This window comes from bacterium (assembly GCA_030693425.1).
Taxonomy (GTDB): domain Bacteria; phylum Patescibacteriota; class Minisyncoccia; order Minisyncoccales; family GWA2-46-15; genus GWA2-46-15.
Window position 1 is genome coordinate 56,243 of the sequence record JAUYAM010000005.1, and the last position, 16,716, is coordinate 72,958.

Annotated in this window: 15 protein-coding genes and 4 tRNA genes; 11 read left to right on the forward strand and 8 right to left on the reverse strand. The window is 44.2% G+C overall.

Annotation, left to right across the window (positions count from 1 at the left end):
- The first annotated feature begins 59 nt into the window (after window positions 1-59).
- The gene (gene cas2, locus Q8N16_03785) at window positions 60-608 is read left to right on the forward strand and encodes a CRISPR-associated endonuclease Cas2 (protein ID MDP3093860.1); all 549 of its coding nucleotides are present in this window, start codon (window positions 60-62) and stop codon (window positions 606-608) included.
- Between the two features lie 72 nt (window positions 609-680).
- Here cas2 and Q8N16_03790 read toward each other — a convergent pair whose 3' ends face one another.
- The 7 genes from Q8N16_03790 to Q8N16_03820 form a co-directional block, all read right to left on the reverse strand.
- Window positions 681-1,385 (reverse strand): hypothetical protein, encoded by a 705-nt coding sequence (locus Q8N16_03790; GenBank protein MDP3093861.1) that lies wholly within the window; start codon window positions 1,383-1,385, stop codon window positions 681-683.
- Between the two features lie 105 nt (window positions 1,386-1,490).
- Window positions 1,491-3,185, reverse strand: coding sequence for a hypothetical protein (locus tag Q8N16_03795; protein ID MDP3093862.1), 1,695 nt, complete (start codon window positions 3,183-3,185; stop codon window positions 1,491-1,493).
- Between the two features lie 185 nt (window positions 3,186-3,370).
- Window positions 3,371-4,747 (reverse strand): aldehyde dehydrogenase family protein, encoded by a 1,377-nt coding sequence (locus Q8N16_03800; GenBank protein ID MDP3093863.1) that lies wholly within the window; start codon window positions 4,745-4,747, stop codon window positions 3,371-3,373.
- A 22-nt stretch (window positions 4,748-4,769) separates the two neighbouring features.
- Window positions 4,770-4,844: transfer RNA gene (locus Q8N16_03805), tRNA-Lys, on the reverse strand.
- Between the two features lie 73 nt (window positions 4,845-4,917).
- Window positions 4,918-5,427 (reverse strand): YfcE family phosphodiesterase, encoded by a 510-nt coding sequence (locus Q8N16_03810; GenBank protein MDP3093864.1) that lies wholly within the window; start codon window positions 5,425-5,427, stop codon window positions 4,918-4,920.
- A 9-nt stretch (window positions 5,428-5,436) separates the two neighbouring features.
- Complete coding sequence (locus tag Q8N16_03815; GenBank protein MDP3093865.1) at window positions 5,437-5,940, reverse strand: hypothetical protein; 504 nt, start codon at window positions 5,938-5,940, stop codon at window positions 5,437-5,439.
- 55 nt (window positions 5,941-5,995) lie between these two features.
- Window positions 5,996-6,067 (reverse strand) — tRNA-Arg (locus Q8N16_03820).
- A 141-nt stretch (window positions 6,068-6,208) separates the two neighbouring features.
- Here Q8N16_03820 and Q8N16_03825 point away from each other — a divergent pair.
- Window positions 6,209-7,717 carry an HDIG domain-containing protein gene (locus Q8N16_03825; protein ID MDP3093866.1) on the forward strand — a complete coding sequence of 503 codons (1,509 nt, stop codon included), beginning with the start codon at window positions 6,209-6,211 and terminating at the stop codon, window positions 7,715-7,717.
- Between the two features lie 8 nt (window positions 7,718-7,725).
- A tRNA-Pro gene (locus Q8N16_03830) sits at window positions 7,726-7,801 on the forward strand.
- Here the strand turns inward: Q8N16_03830 and Q8N16_03835 are convergent.
- Window positions 7,780-8,706, reverse strand: a complete 927-nt coding sequence (locus Q8N16_03835) for a hypothetical protein (GenBank protein ID MDP3093867.1) — start codon at window positions 8,704-8,706, stop codon at window positions 7,780-7,782. The genes Q8N16_03830 and Q8N16_03835 overlap by 22 nt on opposite strands.
- Before the next feature lie 80 nt (window positions 8,707-8,786).
- Here Q8N16_03835 and Q8N16_03840 point away from each other — a divergent pair, with 80 nt between their 5' ends.
- The 8 genes from Q8N16_03840 (at window position 8,787) to clpP (ending at window position 16,685) form a co-directional block, all read left to right on the forward strand.
- A complete protein-coding gene (locus Q8N16_03840; protein ID MDP3093868.1) occupies window positions 8,787-8,996 on the forward strand; it encodes a helix-turn-helix transcriptional regulator in 210 nt (69 codons plus the stop codon).
- A 27-nt stretch (window positions 8,997-9,023) separates the two neighbouring features.
- Entirely contained in the window at window positions 9,024-9,470 is a 447-nt protein-coding gene (locus Q8N16_03845) for a hypothetical protein (GenBank protein MDP3093869.1), read from the forward strand.
- A 114-nt stretch (window positions 9,471-9,584) separates the two neighbouring features.
- Window positions 9,585-9,655 (forward strand) — tRNA-Ala (locus Q8N16_03850).
- Window positions 9,656-9,907: 252 nt separating this feature from the next.
- Window positions 9,908-10,672, forward strand: coding sequence for a polyprenyl diphosphate synthase (gene uppS / locus Q8N16_03855; GenBank protein MDP3093870.1), 765 nt, complete (start codon window positions 9,908-9,910; stop codon window positions 10,670-10,672).
- A gap of 152 nt (window positions 10,673-10,824) precedes the next feature.
- A complete protein-coding gene (gene nusA / locus Q8N16_03860; GenBank protein ID MDP3093871.1) occupies window positions 10,825-12,117 on the forward strand; it encodes a transcription termination factor NusA in 1,293 nt (430 codons plus the stop codon).
- Window position 12,118: 1 nt separating this feature from the next.
- On the forward strand, window positions 12,119-14,152 hold the full coding sequence (locus Q8N16_03865) for a sodium-translocating pyrophosphatase (GenBank protein ID MDP3093872.1): 2,034 nt from the start codon (window positions 12,119-12,121) through the stop codon (window positions 14,150-14,152).
- A 6-nt stretch (window positions 14,153-14,158) separates the two neighbouring features.
- Window positions 14,159-16,051: a sodium/proton-translocating pyrophosphatase gene (locus tag Q8N16_03870; GenBank protein ID MDP3093873.1), complete on the forward strand. Its 1,893-nt coding sequence runs from the start codon at window positions 14,159-14,161 to the stop codon at window positions 16,049-16,051.
- Between the two features lie 49 nt (window positions 16,052-16,100).
- Entirely contained in the window at window positions 16,101-16,685 is a 585-nt protein-coding gene (clpP, locus tag Q8N16_03875; GenBank protein ID MDP3093874.1) for an ATP-dependent Clp endopeptidase proteolytic subunit ClpP, read from the forward strand.
- Window positions 16,686-16,716: the final 31 nt, after the last annotated feature.

Consider the following 16,716-nt stretch of genomic DNA (forward strand, 5'->3'; position numbering starts at 1 on the left):
AAATCCACGATCGTGGATTTTTGGTTGTCGGTTAGTTTATTCTGAGATATAATGGAAAAATGGTTAAACTTAATACTTTAACGAAAAAAGTTTTACTTTTATTGGCTGGCGGATTAGCGCTTGGTTGTACTTATCATCCTGGCAGACAGTGGAAAATTATAAGGTCGGTTAATCGAGAATGGAAAAAAATTAATGAAAAAGAGCTTTGGCGCGAAATAAGGAAACTTTATCGTTCTAGGCTGGTGGAGAAGAAAGAAAATCCGGATGGCAGCCTTACTTTTGTTTTAAGCACGAAGGGGAAAATTAAAACCTTGAATTTCCGGTTTGAAAAAATTTGCTTGCAAAGGGAAAACTGGGATAAAAAATGGCGCTTGGTGATTTTTGATATCCCCGAGAGATTAAGGCAGGCAAGAGATGCTTTAAGGGAAAAGTTAAAACAACTTGGTTTTTACGAGCTCCAAAAAAGCGTTTTCGTTTTTCCTTATGAATGCGAAGACGAAATTGATTTTGTGATTGAATTTTTTGAGATGCGTCAATATGTCAGAACTATTTTGGCAGAGAAAATCGATAACGAGCTTCATCTGAAAAAAATATTTGACCTGATTTAAAATAACCGATGACGGAATTTCCACGATCGTGGAAATTTCGTAATGGGTGACCGGGAAGAAATGAGTTTTCGGCTAGAAAATTTCGTAATCGCCGTTGCTTTCGATCGAGCAGTAATTTTTTAGGCCGAAAGAACATAGTAGTTCGTCAAAAGAAAAGATTCCTTTAAAAATGATCTTACCTTCAGAGACGGTGACTTCCTGGAGTGCTAGGTCTTTCATTCTTGCGGCGATTCCATTGATTTCCTGCTGGGCAATATTTTCCAGCTGGGCAGTGGTTTCCAGAGAAACTGGCTGGCTATCAAGCAAGACTTTTTCAAATTTAACGTCAACATTTCTTTCATTTCTCAAAGCAAGCGTTCCCTCGACCTCAATGTTCCCTTGGAGCGGTTTTAGCAGCCGAGCCTTTGCTAAGTATTTGCTATCGCTAAATTTGATCTTAAAATCGCGAAAATACTGGCAAGGCAGGACAATTGTTTCTGGTTGAACTGGCGCTGGTTCTTTGCCGCCGGTCAGATTTTTCACGAAATTCACTCCTTGGATTATTGGATTGCCCAAGCCGCATAATAAATCCAAGCCGGCATTAACTTCTTCTTCGGTTAGTTCCAGGGTTGTGGGCACTGGTGGATAAGCTTGGATTCCGCTTTGGCCGGCAGCGATTTTTACTAGCAGACCCTTGACGATGACGGCATTTTTAGCGGTTCTGACTGCGCCCTTAACAATAAAAACTGTCCCGATCAAAACGAGGATTAAGATTGCCAGAAGAATTTTCTTTTTCATATTAATAAAGCTTCGTTAATTTATAATTTTTTGTTTTGCGAAGCCGAATAGCGCTTTTTGAATTTATTTGCCGCCACCGCCAGGAATCATTTTTCTATTATTCGTTTAAGGCGTGATTTTCTTATAATAATCGCTCTTTCCCTTATTGACTTGTTGTCTTATTGCTCCACTGTTAAAATTTAGATTAATTATTCCCTGGTAATTTCTTAATTGGGAAATAGCAAAGGTGCCATTAGTTACGATTGCTCGGTAGCTTCCACTCGGAGTTAAAGCGACCAGGGTACCGTTTTGTAAGGGGGCAAGAATTCCAAACAGGCCATTGGCTGTCTGAAGAGGGGCATAGGTGGTATCGGTTATGCCGCCATATGTGCCTGTTACCACTGCATAATCATTGACGGGAGACGGGTTAAAAAGAAGATAGGCAAACCCGTTTTCATCGGTCGTGAGCACGCGGCCATTACAATTTGGTAGGGGCTGACTATTACTAGCTTTTTTACAAGAAAGACTTATCGGGGCATTGGGAATAGGGACGTCACCTTCAAAGGTTTCTACGTAAGCCAGCGCCGCGATTCCCCTGAAAGTTATCCCTGCATAGGAAAAACTGCCATAGCTAAGGTAAATCGTTGTACCTTGTTGGGGATCGTTCCGGAGAATATATTGGCCGTTTATCCATGCGGGAATGTGTTTTCCCTCAAGAGTAAGAGAGGGGGTTAGGCTTTCTACTCTCTGGCGCAATAGGTTGTAGTCTTTTAGGATTTCCGGTTCGGTTAGGCCGATACCGTAAAAAAGCAGATTCATGTCTTTAAATAATCTAGGATATTCAAAATAGGCCTTGCCCCAAGCATAAGCCCCCATCATATAACGCACGCTGGCCAACGGTCTAAATCCATGGAAAGAACCGTTTCTGGGGGTAATTTGGGATTTATTAAGATTTTCATACCACGTCATTAAACGGAAATTCAAATTTGGTTCTGTTGCCAGATTGATTTGCGAATGGACAATAATTTTTAGGGCCTCGGTCATACTTTCGGAAAATTGGTCGGGATAAGGTATAAGATCATCCTGAAAAGCGTGGCCAATCTCGTGTGTCAGCACGACAAGATAAAGAGAAGGTATGGGAGCCAAGTAGATTGTATTCGTCGAAGAATTGTACATTCCAAAAATACCCTCTTCTATCAACCAGGAGCTTTTAACAATATTAACAGAAATATCAAAAAGCGGCGGACCAGCAATTTGTTTCATTCTCGGATAGACTGAATTTATACGATTGGTTATTGCTTGTTTCTCCGCTGCTGTCCAGGGTTCGTCCGGCGAGTTGAAAGTAAAGTGCAAATCGTTATTTATTGTCGTCGAAATCCCATTTTTCTTGGCCTTCTCTAAATCAGGCCTTAGATCTTTGTTATTGTAGGTTTCTACCACTACCAGATCCCGATTTACTGGCAGAGGCGAAAGATTAAGGACAAAGTCTTTCGGCAATTTTTTGGTTCGAAAGCTCTTTAACCCTTGTTTGACCTCGGCAAAATTTGCCTTCTGGGAAGAAACGGGAATCCTGATGACTGTGCCGGATGTATTCTGGCTAGCCGTTTTAGGCATTGCTCCGCTTGAAGGTTTTTGAATCAAAAAGTTGTTCCCGTTGGAAACAGCCGACTGGAGATATCGGTAAATCGCCACGAGATAATTATTCCCCTTTTCCGCCTGCTGGGAGCCGCCAGTCCGGCTATCCAAGGCGACTTTGACCAGAATGGTTGCTCCGACCGCCAAAACCGCTAATAACGAGAAGATAAGAATTTTCTTTTTCATGTTTTTAATTGTCTAATTTTTTAATTTTTCTTCTTTACTTTTTAATTTGAACGAAGCGATTGTGTCCCCACCAGGATTCGGACATGGATAGTTAGAAGGGTGGTTTTTCTTGCCGTTGGACCGAAAGAGCCTCGCCAATCCTTAACTTATTCGTTCGGAAACAGAAAAATTTCTTAACAACCATCTTATTTTTCCGATGAGACAACTTTGATTTGAGTTAGCTCTTGGAAGCCGTGCTTGCCGTGTTCGCGTCCCATTCCGGATTCCTTATATCCCCCAAAGGGATTACAGGCTAGCCAGTGATTGGCATTGTTGATTTCCACCGTCCCCGATTGTATTTGCGAAGCCACTCGGAGCGCCCTCTTGCTGTCTTTGGTAAATATCAGCGAGCCCAGACCGTACTTACTGTCATTGGCCAATTCCACCGCCTCTTTCTCCGTTTTAAACGGCACGATCGCTAAAACCGGACCAAAAGTTTCTTCCTGCCAAACTCTCATGTTACGTTTGATATTGGTTAAAATGGTCGGCAGATAATAAGCGCCCTTTAGCCCCATTGGCCTTTTGCCGCCGGTGATAACCTTGGCGCCTTTTTTGACAGCGTCGTTAACTTGCGCTTCCAACAAATCCAGCTGTCTTTGGGCCACTAAGCTGCCGATGTCCGTTTTGGAATTTTCTGGATCGCCAACGATTTTCGTTTCTACCACCCTTTTTATCTTTTCCACGACCTCGTCAAACAAAGACCGATGAACAATCAGTCTTTTCAAAGCGTCGCAGGTTTGCCCGCAGTTCCTAAATCTTTTGGTATAGATTTTATCAATGAACTTATCAACATCCGCGTCGTCAAAAATAATTCCCGGGTTTGAACCGCCCATTTCCAAAACCACTTTAATGAATTTATCGGCAGCGATTTTATAGATGGCTTTTCCCGCTTTAGAACTGCCGGTGAACCAAATCAAATCAATGTTTTGGCGGAGCAGCATCTCGCCAATTCTGCCGTCGCCATAGATTTCAGAAAAAACTCCTGGCGGTAAACGGCAATCATTAACCAATTTTTCTATAAGTCTTCCGGTTAGTGGACATTCCTCCGAATGTTTTAAAATGACGGGGTTGCCGGCGATTAAATTCGGAATTACTCCCCAGACAAACATGCCGTAAGGCTGATTCCACGGGATAATGACAGCTGTTACCCCAAGCGGTTCATATATGATTTTATGAACGGATTTACCGTCTTCATAAGTTATTTCGTCTGCCAACGATTTTTCGCCGTTTTCCAGGAACCAGCGGAAGGTTTTCGCATATCGGTCCATTTCCGATTCAACGTCATCCTTTGCCTTACCGGTTTCTTTAATGACAATATCCCGGATCTCTTTTCTTCCTTTCAATAATCTTTCATGAACCGGCCATAGAAGTTTGGTTCTTTTGGCTATGCCCAATTTTTTCCAAGCGGTTTTAACTTTCTGCGCCGCGGTAACCTTCTTTTCTATTTCTTCTGCGGTCGAAATATTGATCGAGCCGACTATTTCGTAATTTTTTGCGGGATTAGTAGAAGTAAGTTTGACCATAATTTCTTGAATGGTTTAATTCTGGTGCCCCCACCAGGACTCGAACCTGGAGTCATCTTCTTAAGAGGAAGTTGCTTTACCATTAAGCTATGGGGGCTCTATACAAAGATTCTTCTAAGAATCTTTGTCGAGCCCGACAGAAACTTTCTAAAAAGTTTCTGTATAGGGCCCTATAATCTTTCCACCAATTTTAATTCCAATTTATCGGTTTCAGTATCATAAACTGCAAAAGTGGCTTTGCTGAACATTCCAGATAAAGTTCCCGGATTGACTAGGCGGCACTCTCCCATCCTTTTCTCCCAGGGTTGGTGAGTGTGGCCAAAGAAAACTAAATCATATTTCTTGCCTCGGGTCAATTTTTCCGCGACTGCCGGCTCATGAACGAAAGCCAATCTTTTGCCGTCGATTTTCAGCTCGCCGGTCTTGCCGTAGAACTTCACGTTTTTTATGCCGAGCTCTTTTATTCTGAAAGGGTCTTTTGCGATTCCCACCGGGCCGATATTGCCCAAAATTAGATGAATCGCGCCCTTAAACGATTTGCTTATTTCTTTGAGCGTTCCGGGAGCGCAAACATCGCCGCAGTGAATCAGCGTTGTGATTTTGTTGCGGTTTATCCAAGCAAGAGCTTTTTTAATAGTCGCTAAGTTGTCGTGGCTGTCAGAAACAATGGCAATTTTCATACTCGCATCTTAGGGTGCGCAGGGAAAAACAAACCAGTCTTGAATCCTTTGTCCGAGAATGCTGGCGGTCTGCAAGCCGATGACAACGAAGAAAAGATTGACAAAAACCCAGGCGCCGTAAACAATCAACAGACCCATGGCAACGGAACCAATGATTGATTTCCCTTTTGTGATATAGGTTGGATTATAGCCGGAACCGATAATGAAGTAAGCTCCGCCGATGACGGTCAGCAAAATGGCTACTGGCGGGATGATCGTGAGCAGAAAGAAGTCAATAATACCCTTGGCCATGACGAAAAAATGGCAGAGCTTGCAACGGTATTCACAATCTGGTGGATTGACCGGCATGCAGTCATATTTAACGGGGTCTGAAACTTCCGATGGGTCGCAGCATCTTCCCAATCTGCCGCCGACGCCTCTGCCGGTGCCGCCGCCGCAGGGAACCAGGCCGTCAGCTGAAACCCAGGAAGCGATGGCTAGCAATATCAGCGAAATAATGACGATTTTTTTCATATATTTATTAATGTAGCTTATTAAATTAATATTTTCAACATGTCCCTGGCTCATGTGCCCCCGGGAAGACTCGAACTTCCATTACTGGTTCCGAAGACCAGGACTTTGTCCATTAAGCTACGGGGGCTCTATGCGCCCGAAGGGCGCCGAGCCCGGTCAAAACATGGTTTTGACATAGGGCCTTTACTTAATCTCACGATAACCCAATTATTTTAGAAAATCAATTGAAAAAAACCTGATTTTAAGATACCATAAAGCCAATAAGCCAATGACAATTCCCAAAGAAGTAAAAAAGGTGATTTTGAGCCTAGAAAAAGCCGGATTTAAGGCTTATGTTGTCGGCGGTTGCACCAGGGATTTTTTGCAGGATATCGAGCCCAATGATTGGGATATTGCCACTTCAGCCCGTCCAGAGGAAATTCAGAAGATCTTCCCTGACAATTTTTACGAAAACGCTTTTTTGACGGTTACGATTCTGACAAAAAACAGGAACCCGCGGCTTAAAGAGATCGAGATCACTACTTTTAGATCTGAAGCCAAGTATACGGATAAAAGGCATCCCGACGAGATTAGATTCGCCAAGACTTTAAAAGAGGATTTGGCGAGAAGGGACTTTACTATCAACGCCATCGCCCTGAAAATACCAGATACTAGATACCCTCCTTCGCCAAAGCTTCGGAGGGCAGGCAAGATACTAGATACTAAATACTCGGTTAATGATCCCTTTAACGGACAAAAGGATTTAAAAGATAGAATTATTAGGGCGGTCGGCGACCCGAACGAAAGGTTTAATGAAGACGCTTTGCGCCTGATGAGAGCGGCCCGGTTGGCAACGGCTTTGAACTTTAAGATCGAACCGAAAACCAAGCAGGCGATTATCAAGAATGCCAGCTTACTGAAACTAATTTCTAAAGAGAGAATCCGCGACGAGTTTATCAAGACGATTATGACCGCAGAAGCGGCCAAAGGAATAGAACTTCTCCACGAACTCGGGCTTTTAGAGTTCGTGGCGCCGGAACTGGAAGAGGGCATCAACGTCAGCCAAAACAAACATCACACCTATAACTGCTGGGACCACAACGTTCTTTCCCTGGATTATGCGGCCAAGAAAGGATTCGGCCTTGAAGTTAGGCTGGCCAGCCTGTTTCACGACATCGGCAAGCCTCGCGCCAAACGCGGCCAAGGGCCCAACGCCACTTTCTACAACCATGAAGTTATCGGCGCGAGAATGGCCCAAGAAATTCTAGAGCGCCTGAAATTTCCCCGAGAACTGGCAGGAAAAATCGTTCTCCTGGTCAGATACCACCTTTTCTACTACAACGTCGGCGAGGTCGGCGAGAGCTCGGTTAGACGCCTGGTCAGAAACGTCGGTCTGGAGAATTTTCAGCAATTGCTTGAGGTGAGAATGTCAGATAGAATCGGATCAGGAGTTCCCAAAGCCGAGCCTTATAAGCTGCGACATTTGAAGTATATGGCAGAAAAGGTGTCCCAAGATCCCCTGTCTGCCAAGATGCTTAAAGTTGACGGCAACGACGTTATGGAGGCCCTAAAGATTAAGCCTGGACCTAAGGTTGGCCAGGTTCTATCCGTGCTCTTGGAATTAGTGATCGAAGATCCCAAGAACAACAAAAAGGATTATTTGAAAAAAGAAATCAGTCGGTTGGGCGCTTTATCCGATAAAGAATTGGGGCGGCTGGCAGAGAAGGCGGAAAGAGAAGTTCAGGATATAGAGCAGAAAAAAGACGAGATGACGAAAGAGAAATATTGGGTCACATAAATTAGTTACGGGGCGTGGTGTAATGGTAACATGCACCCTTCGGGAGGGTGAGATTTCTGGGTTCAAATCCCAGCGCCCCGACCAACACCACCATTTATAAAATTTTTGAATTTCCTTTTTAGATTATCTTCTAGAAGGTTTTTAGGGTAAAGATCTCGAGGGTAGATTGCTATTAGAAAGATTTTGTTTTTCTGACAAAGTTTCCTTTTCTCCTTTATAGTTCGATCGTATCTAGGGCTATCATTCGCTAATCCAAAATACTCGACAAATACCTTTTTGTCTCCAGTTGAGATTACCCAATCTGCTTTGTGATTCGTTTCAGGGTAACAAGCATCTCTTTCGTGCAAAATATTGTTTTTATGAAACCAATTGTCAATCAAAAGTTCCGAAATAGAATCGCATAAGTGACCATCTAAGGATTTAGCGTTAGATCGTTTATACATCCTATTATCATGAGATCTGTTTGGAATAAATCCTGCCGCAGAAACTGCTTTATTCCAAGAGCCAAAAAATCTAACACATGCTTTATCTATCCCTCCTAAAAACTCACGCTTAGTTGGCACCCTCCTCAATTTTTTAGCAGTATTTTTTATAATTTCTAAAAGTTTTTCTTTGTTGTATAATTTTGCTTTTGCGAAACAATCCATCGAGCAATATTTTTTATTGCCCACAATCCATCTTTTAAATTCTTTTCCACAATTCTTGCATTTTATCTTTTTAGCGTTTCTTTCTGGCCGTTTTTTATTATTTACTATTGCTCCGCAAGATTGTGAACAATAATTATGAGGAGAAATCGCATGAGGAGACCTCTGAAGATGCTTGCCACAATTTTCACAGGATAATAATTGCCTCCTGTTTTTATGCTGATATTCGCATTTTCGTGAACAATAAACCTTCCAGCCGAGTTTTTGGTTTTCATTCATTCGCCCGCGGCTTCGGAAAGTTGATTTGCCGCACTGGATGCAGCCGATTTTAATAAGTTTCGCCATTGGTATAGACTTATTGTTCTCTATAGATTTATTTTATACTAAGCGCTATATTGGAACAAGAGCTAATTGTGGATAACTTTATGCGCAGCGAGATTAAAAAATTCGGCAAGAGAATTAGGGAAATTCGCTTGAAGAAGAAGATGTCGCAAGGCGATGTGGCAGAGATTTTAGGAGTTCACCGAACATATATTAGTAGTATGGAAAGAGGCTTGAGAAATCCATCTCTTTTGACGATTAAGAAATTTGCTCAGGCGTTCGGTATAAAAACAAAAGATATGCTTAATTTTTGATTAATTAGGAACTAAGGGCAAAATATTATGGTTGGTCAAAATAATAATTTGAGGAAGGTCGAAACCAGAATTAACCAACACCTTTTCGTCATTTGCTCGATCGTCACCCTGGCGACGATGGCTCTGATGGCGATCGATTTTTTCACCCGGGGCAGTTTTTTGCCAGCGCAGTTTAACCTTTTTTATCTGGCGGTCGTTTTGGTCTATTCTTTGCACAAAGAACTCTTGAGGTGGTTGGGCGATAAACAAGAAAAGCGCCAGGGAGAAATTTTTGTCTACGGCTGGATTTTGTTGACGACCCTGCTATATGTAGCCAATTTTTTCAGCAAGGGATATTATAGTTTTTCAAAAGAAGGGTATCCGGTCGGCACCTTGAGGGACATTTCTCTTTTGACGGTGGAAATCCTGATTGTTTTTATCCTGACGCGGTTTTTGAAACTATTGGAAGTTATTCGGCATAGAAAAAAGCCCTAAACGCTTACGCGTCGGGCTCGGCAGAAATCCGTCAAAGGATTTCTGCATAGAGGGCTCTATACGCAAACCATAGGGGTTTGCGTCGAGCCCGACAGAAATTTCATTTCTGTTTAGGGGCCCATGGTCCAGTGGTAAGACGCCACATTCGCATTGTGGAAACGGCAGTTCGAGTCTGCCTGGGTCCACAACGAAATAAGTTTGCAAAGCAAATTTAAACGTTGTAAGAACGTAAAAATTGTCAAACAATTTCGTACGTTCCACCAAAACTATCGGGACATGGCGGGGGCAAGTTCGACCTACCCCGTAGCTCCGCCAGGGGCGGATGCTTCGGGGTTCTGGCTGGGTCCATAAAATAACGGAGGCGGGTTGTAGAGGCGGGAATTCAATTCTCCCCGGGTCCACAACATATTTTTTGTTTATTGAATGCGGCGCCAATCATGAATTTACCAAATCATATTGTTATTATGCCCGACGGCAACCGGCGTTGGGCAAGAAAGAAGGGGTTGCCTCCTTTTTTTGGTCATCGCCAAGGGGCCAAGACACTTGAGAAAATTTTAAAGGCTGTTTTAGAATTAAAGATTCCTTATTTTACTTTTTGGGGAACCTCGCTTGATAATGTTACCAAAAGGTCATCTTCGGAAGTTAATTTTTTATTCAAGCTTTTTGAGCAGCATTTTAAAAAATTGGCCAGGAGCAAAGAAGTCCATCAAAATAAAATTAAGATCAATGTTATCGGCCGTTGGAGAGAATTATTTCCTGAAAGTGTAAAGCGGGTGATGGAAGAAGCGATTTTAAAAACCAAAGATTATAAAAATTATCAATTAACCTTTTTAATGGCTTACAGCGGGATTGATGAAATGACGAGTGCAATCCAGAGGATTGCTAAAATCAAGAATCAATTCTTCGATAAACTTAGAATTAATCCCGAGCAAAGTCGAGTGGGTCAAAAATCAAAATTCAAAATTGATGAAAAATTGATTAAGAACAATCTCTGGACAAAAGATTTGCCGGCGGTTGATTTAGTCATTCGTACTGGCAGCGAACAGGATAATTGGTCCCATTTATCATCAGGAGTGATGATGTGGGACGTGGCTGACGCTCAGATATATTTTACTAAAACTCTTTATCCTGATTTTTCCGTGGCGGAATTTAAAAAAGCCGTAGAGCAATATAGCCAAACAGAAAGAAGAATGGGAAAGTAGGGCCTATGGTTTAGTGGCATTATCGGAGCGATTCTCCCCGGGCCCGTCCGATCGTTCAAGCATTGGCGCAATATTGATAATTTCTCATCTCTCTGCTATTCTGAATCAATTACTATTTAGACCTTTAATTTAGAAGGTTTTTCTATTCTATTATGGACTTAAAATCGTTTACAATCGCCATCAATCAGATTTCCGAAGAAAGGGGCATACCTAGAGAAAAAGTTATTGAAACCATTGAACAAGCTCTAGCCTCGGCTTATAAAAAGGATTACGGCAAAAAAGGCCAGATGCTTAAGGCAAAGCTGGATTTAGACACCGGCGAAATCAAGGTTTGGCAGGTGAAGTTGGTCGTCGACGACAAGATGATTTATTCCGAGAAAGAGTTGGAGGAGATGAAAAACTTGCCGAGGTTAGAACCCTTTGGTTCGAGAGAGGAAATCGAAGCCGAAAAAAAAGTCAGGTTTAATCCCGAAAGGCATTTGCTGATCGCCGAAGCCAAAAAGATAAAAAAGGGAGTAAAAGCCGGAGAAGAATTAGAGTTCCCTTTGGAGACGAAAGGAGCTTCGTCTTTCGGAAGGATCGCCGCCCAGACGGCAAAACAAGTGGTCTTGCAGAAGATCAAGGAGATTGAGAAGGAAACGGTTTTCTTCGAGTTCCAGGCAAAGGAAGGCGAGGCGATTTCCGGAATCATCCAACGGATCGAAGGCAGAAACATTTTTTTGAATATCGGCAAAGCCTTAGGAATTCTAACCAGGGAAGAGCAGGTGCCCGGAGAGTTTTACCGGCTCGGCCAGAGGCTGAAAGTCTATCTTCTGAAAACCGAGAGCACTCCCCGCGGGCCGGTTATTTTTCTTTCCAGATCCCATCCGAAACTGATTTCCAAGCTCTTTGAATTGGAGGTTCCGGAAATTGCCTCCGGCCAGGTCCAAATAAAATCAATCGCCAGGGAAGCCGGTTCCCGATCGAAGATCGCCGTAGTTTCAAACGACGACAGAATCGATCCGATCGGCGCCACTGTCGGCCAGAGAGGCACTAGAGTGATGACGGTCATCAGCGAGCTCGGCGGAGAGAAAATCGACATTGTCCATTGGTCGGAAGACCCTCAAGAGCTGATTGCCAACGCTCTCAGTCCGGCCAAGGTTTTGGAAGTAAAAATCAAAGAAAAAAATACGGCTCTCGCAATTGTTCCTGAAGACCAGCTGTCTTTGGCTATCGGCAAAGACGGCCAGAACGTCAGGCTGGCAGCCAAGCTGTCCGGCTGGAAAATCGACATTAGGAACGAAGCCGAAGTCGGAGGAGAGCCAGAATCGGACAAAGACGAAGAGGTAAAGCCTGAAGGAAAAGAAGCTAAAGTGAAAGAAAAGAAACCGGAAAAGACAATTTCAAAGAAAGCCAAAACTTCTTCTGAAAAAGAGGAGAAAAAAGTAAAAAACAATAATTCATAATATGCTAGCCATTCCAATCGTTATCTCCTTTTTAGCCCTAGGCTTTGCCTTTTATCTGACTCTCTGGGTTAAAAAATGTTCCCAGGGAACAGACAAAATGAGGGAGATCTTTGAAATTATCAAGCAAGGGGCAAATGCTTTTCTGAAAACACAATATCAGACCATTGCTGCAATCGCCGGCCTGCTAGCCTTGATTTTATTAGCGGCTTACGGCTTTAGCGGAAACTGGATTTACGGTTTTCAGGTTTCGGCAGCTTTCATATTCGGAGCCGCTTGTTCTCTTTTTTCAGGATTTATCGGCATGTGGATTGCCGTCAGGTCTAACGTTCGGGTCGCCAGCGCGGCTCAAACCAGTTTTTCTAAAGCCTTAACCATTGCTCTTAGGGGAGGGGCGGTTTCTGGAATAACAATTGTGGCGATGAGCCTTTTAGGAATCAGCAGCCTTTACCTCATCTATGATTTTTTTGGCTACGAGGTAGTCAGCATCCCCTCTTTGATTGTCGGTTTTGGATTTGGAGCTTCTTTGGTTGCTCTTTTTGCCCAATTGGGAGGAGGAATTTACACCAAGGCCGCCGATGTCGGCGCCGACCTGGTGGGAAAGATCGAAGCCGGCATTCCCGAAGACGATCCCAGAAATCCGGCGGTCATTGCTGACCTGGTCGGAGACAATGTTGGCGACTGCGCCGGCAGAGGGGCTGATCTTTTTGAGTCAACGGCTGCTGAAAATATCGGCGCCATGATTCTAGGAGTAGTTTTATTCCCCCATTTTGGAATCAACGGCATCCTTTTTCCCCTGGTGGTGCGCGCCTTTGGTCTTCTTTGCAGCATTGTCGGCATTCTGGCGGCTAAGGCCAAAGAAACCGACGAGCCGATGAAAGCTTTGAATAAGGGCTATTTTGTGACGAGCTTTTTATCTGCCATAGCTTTTTATTTTGTGACCATGGAGATGCTGGGAAATGTTTTGTTTTTCTATGCAGGATTGGTGGGCATTTTAGCCAGCCTTGCCTTTGTTTTTATCACCCAATATTATACCGAAGCAAAGTACCGGCCGGTAAGAGAAATTGCCCGGGCTTCTGAAACCGGCCACGCCACCAATATTATCACTGGATTTTCAGTCGGGTTAGAGTGCACGGCCGCTACCGTAGTTACTATTTCCTTGGCTCTTATGGGGTCTTTCAAATTAGGAGCCATGACCGGTTTTGAGGGAGGAGGGCTTTATGGCACCGCTGTTGCCACTATGGGAATGTTAGCCACGGCTGCCTATATCTTGGCCATGGATACTTTTGGCCCGATCACCGATAATGCCGGAGGCATTGTCGAAATGTCAGGAGTGCCTCAAGAAGCTCGAAAGATTACCGATAAGTTAGACTCTGCCGGGAATACGACAAAAGCTCTGACAAAAGGCTATGCCATGGGAAGCGCCGCTTTAGCAGCCTTTTTGCTTTTCTCGGCATACTTGGAAGAAGCAAAATTAACGATCGTGGATTTAACCAAGGTAGAAGTTTTTGTAGGCGGATTTATAGGAGCAATGCTGATTTTTCTTTTCAGTTCTCTCGCCATCAGGGCTGTCGGCAGAGCCGCTTTTCTCATAGTCAACGAAGTTCGCCGGCAGTTCAAAGAAGATCCCGGGATTATGGCGGGAAAGAGCAAGCCAGATTATTCTAAATGCATAGACATTACCACCAGAGGGGCTTTAAAAGAAATGATTTTGCCAGGATTATTAGCTGCCGGCATTCCGGTGGCAGTTGGCTTGATTTTAGGAGCAGAAGCCGTGGCCGGCCTGATAATGATAGGAACAATTGTTGGCGTTCTTTTGGCAACGGTAATGAATAATGCCGGCGGGGCCTGGGACAATGCCAAAAAATTCATCGAGGCCGGAAACTTGGGCGGGAAAAAATCCTTTGCCCATCAGGCGGCAGTTACCGGAGACACCGTCGGAGATCCTTTTAAGGATACGGCCGGTCCGTCTCTGCACGTTCTGATCAAGTTGTTGGGAACTTTGACCTTGGCTCTGGCGACTTTGTTTGTCAGGTAACAACTCATGCTTTATTTTCCTATAGTCGTCTCGTTTTTCAGTTTGGTTTTCGTCTTTTTTCTGATCAGGCAAGTTCGGAAGATTTCTGCTAAAGCAGATCCAAAAGTTGGGTTTTTTCAGAACGTCTGGGAGGAAACTTTTCTGAAAAGAGAGTATCGAATGATCGCCGTCGTCGCTCCCCTGTTTTTTTTAATTCTCTGGACGGCATTCGGTTTTAAATCCGGACTCGGTTTTTTAGTCGGAGTTTTGGCTGCGGTCATAGTCGGACTTTTGGGGAAAGCGGCTCTCTATGGCAGTGATTTTAGAGGAATAGAAACAGCGGGAAAATCCCTAAAAACCTCTTTCAAAAGCAGCTTGGCGCTCGGGCTTTCAGTCGTCGGCATCGGTCTTTTGGCTGTTTCGGTCTTTTGTTTTTTTACTCACGACTTAAAAGTTTTAGTTTCATTGTCTCTGGGAGGAAATCTGATTTCGGCTTTCGGCAGGATCATTTCAGGAATCTATTTCGGAACGGTCAGCATCAGAAAAGATCTGGCCGACAATCCCGAAAAAGAAACTCTTGAAGATAATCTTAAGAAGACCGGGGCCGGCAGCGGGATTAACAGATCTATTGCCGCGGCGGTGGATCTCTTTGGGACTTATGTTATTGTTCTGGTTTCGGCGGTGATTCTGGCTGAGACTTTATTTCCGGGAAATGCATCGCTGGCGTTTTTGCCGATTCTTCTGGCGGCGATAACGATTCTTGCCGCCGTCGTCGGCAGCTTTTTTGTCGGCTTTGGCGAAAACCGAGAGATAATCGGAACTTTTCACAAATGGCTGGGCGTGTCTATTCCAATAGCAGCCATCGGTTTTTATCTGGCGATCAGGAAAATTGATTTGCCGGCGTCTCTTCCGATTTCAGGAAGCGGGCTTTATCTTGCTTCGCTGGCCGGGTTGGCGGTTGCCGTCGGCATTTTCATTGCCGCCATTTACTTTGCTTCGACAAAGCGGAAACCGGTGAAAACGGTCGCTTCGGCTTCACAAATCGGTCAGGACGCAAACATTATTGTAGGTTTAGCGGTCGGGATACAGTCAACGATTGCGCCGGCAGCCTTGGTTTTCTTAGGAGTTTTTCTTTCTTTCTTGGCAGCCGGGATTTACGGAGTTGCCCTGGCAGCCGCATCCGTGATTTCTTGGGCCGCAATCGCAGTTTCTATCAGCGTCTTTTGCCGCCTTAGAGATAATTTTGCGGGTTTTTCCGGAACTGCCGAGACTATTGAGGCTATGGCCGGGACTTATGCTGTTGTTTCAGCGAGTCTGGCTGCTCTAATTCTTTTTTTCGCCTTCAACCAGGAATTAATTTCTTCCGGGGCCAGATTTCAAATTTTTCTGGATGAGCCAAAAATTATTGCAGGGTTATTTTTAGGCAGTCTGCTTCCCTGCGCTTTTACTTTTTTACTCGTAAGCTTTATTGGCAGGACGGCCGGCAAAGTTACAGATGAATTTAAGAATTTTTCTTACGAAACCAAAGAGCAGGAAAAGCCGGAATTTAGAAAGTTAGCAGAGGCGATTGCCACGGTTGTATTCAGGCAGGTGCCCGTTTTCGGCTTGTTGCCGGTTTTTCTCCCGGTCGCTGCCGGCCTTATCTTCGGCCCGTTGGTTTTAGCCGGGGTTTTGATCGGCTGTCTTGTTGCCGGCCTGCTTCTGGCAATTTCTATGATTTTAGGAGGAGCCGTCTGGAATAATGCCAGAGGGTATATTGAGCAAGGCAATTACGGCGGCAAAGGAAGCCCAGCTTGCCAAGCGGCAATCACCGGCGCCGCCGCAGGCAATTTCTATAAAGATGCGGTCGGGCCGGCCTTGAGCTCAATGATCAAGATTGTCAACATCGTCGCTCTGCTAATCGTTAACTTTTTGGTTTAGAGCATCCCACGGCCTTTACTAAAAGGCAAATTTTTGCTATATTGTTTTTATGAATCTCATTCCAACCGTAATTGAAAAATCTCAATTTGGCGAAAGAGCCTATGACATCTATTCAAGGCTTTTAAAAGAAAGGATTATATTTTTAGTCGGGCCGATCAGCGACGTTTTGGCAAATTCAATCATTGCCCAAATGTTATTTTTGGATTCCAAAGACTCGGGTAAGGACATTCAGCTTTACATCAATACCCCGGGAGGATCGGTGACAGCTGGCTTGGCGATCTATGACACCATTCAGTATATAAAAGCCGATGTCTCGACTGTCTGTCTCGGGATAGCGGCTTCGATGGGAGCAACCTTGCTGGCGGCGGGAAAGAAAGGCAAAAGATTTGCCCTTCCCAACTGCGAAATCCTGCTGCATCAGGTAGCCGGCGGGGTCAGCGGCCAAGCTGTTGAAATTGAGATAACCGCCAGGCAGATTCTTAAGATAAGGGAAAAGCTGAATGAGATTCTATCAAAACATACCGGTCAGCCGTTGGCGAAGATTGAGAAAGACACCGATCGCGATTTTTATCTTTCCGCCGAAGAGGCGCAAACCTACGGTTTGATCGATAAAGTCATTAAAACCAAGGTTTAAAAAGCAAACCAGTTTGGTGCAGCAGACTTAG

Bases quoted from the DNA above. Each gene is read 5' to 3' on its own strand.
- cas2 (MDP3093860.1), top strand. From the start codon at position 60: ATGGTTAAACTTAATACTTTAACGAAAAAAGTTTTACTTTTATTGGCT.
- Q8N16_03790 (MDP3093861.1), bottom strand. From the start codon at position 1,385: ATGAAAAAGAAAATTCTTCTGGCAATCTTAATCCTCGTTTTGATCGGG.
- Q8N16_03795 (MDP3093862.1), bottom strand. From the start codon at position 3,185: ATGAAAAAGAAAATTCTTATCTTCTCGTTATTAGCGGTTTTGGCGGTC.
- Q8N16_03800 (MDP3093863.1), bottom strand. From the start codon at position 4,747: ATGGTCAAACTTACTTCTACTAATCCCGCAAAAAATTACGAAATAGTC.
- Q8N16_03810 (MDP3093864.1), bottom strand. From the start codon at position 5,427: ATGAAAATTGCCATTGTTTCTGACAGCCACGACAACTTAGCGACTATT.
- Q8N16_03815 (MDP3093865.1), bottom strand. From the start codon at position 5,940: ATGAAAAAAATCGTCATTATTTCGCTGATATTGCTAGCCATCGCTTCC.
- Q8N16_03825 (MDP3093866.1), top strand. From the start codon at position 6,209: ATGACAATTCCCAAAGAAGTAAAAAAGGTGATTTTGAGCCTAGAAAAA.
- Q8N16_03835 (MDP3093867.1), bottom strand. From the start codon at position 8,706: ATGGCGAAACTTATTAAAATCGGCTGCATCCAGTGCGGCAAATCAACT.
- Q8N16_03840 (MDP3093868.1), top strand. From the start codon at position 8,787: ATGCGCAGCGAGATTAAAAAATTCGGCAAGAGAATTAGGGAAATTCGC.
- Q8N16_03845 (MDP3093869.1), top strand. From the start codon at position 9,024: ATGGTTGGTCAAAATAATAATTTGAGGAAGGTCGAAACCAGAATTAAC.
- uppS (MDP3093870.1), top strand. From the start codon at position 9,908: ATGAATTTACCAAATCATATTGTTATTATGCCCGACGGCAACCGGCGT.
- nusA (MDP3093871.1), top strand. From the start codon at position 10,825: ATGGACTTAAAATCGTTTACAATCGCCATCAATCAGATTTCCGAAGAA.
- Q8N16_03865 (MDP3093872.1), top strand. From the start codon at position 12,119: ATGCTAGCCATTCCAATCGTTATCTCCTTTTTAGCCCTAGGCTTTGCC.
- Q8N16_03870 (MDP3093873.1), top strand. From the start codon at position 14,159: ATGCTTTATTTTCCTATAGTCGTCTCGTTTTTCAGTTTGGTTTTCGTC.
- clpP (MDP3093874.1), top strand. From the start codon at position 16,101: ATGAATCTCATTCCAACCGTAATTGAAAAATCTCAATTTGGCGAAAGA.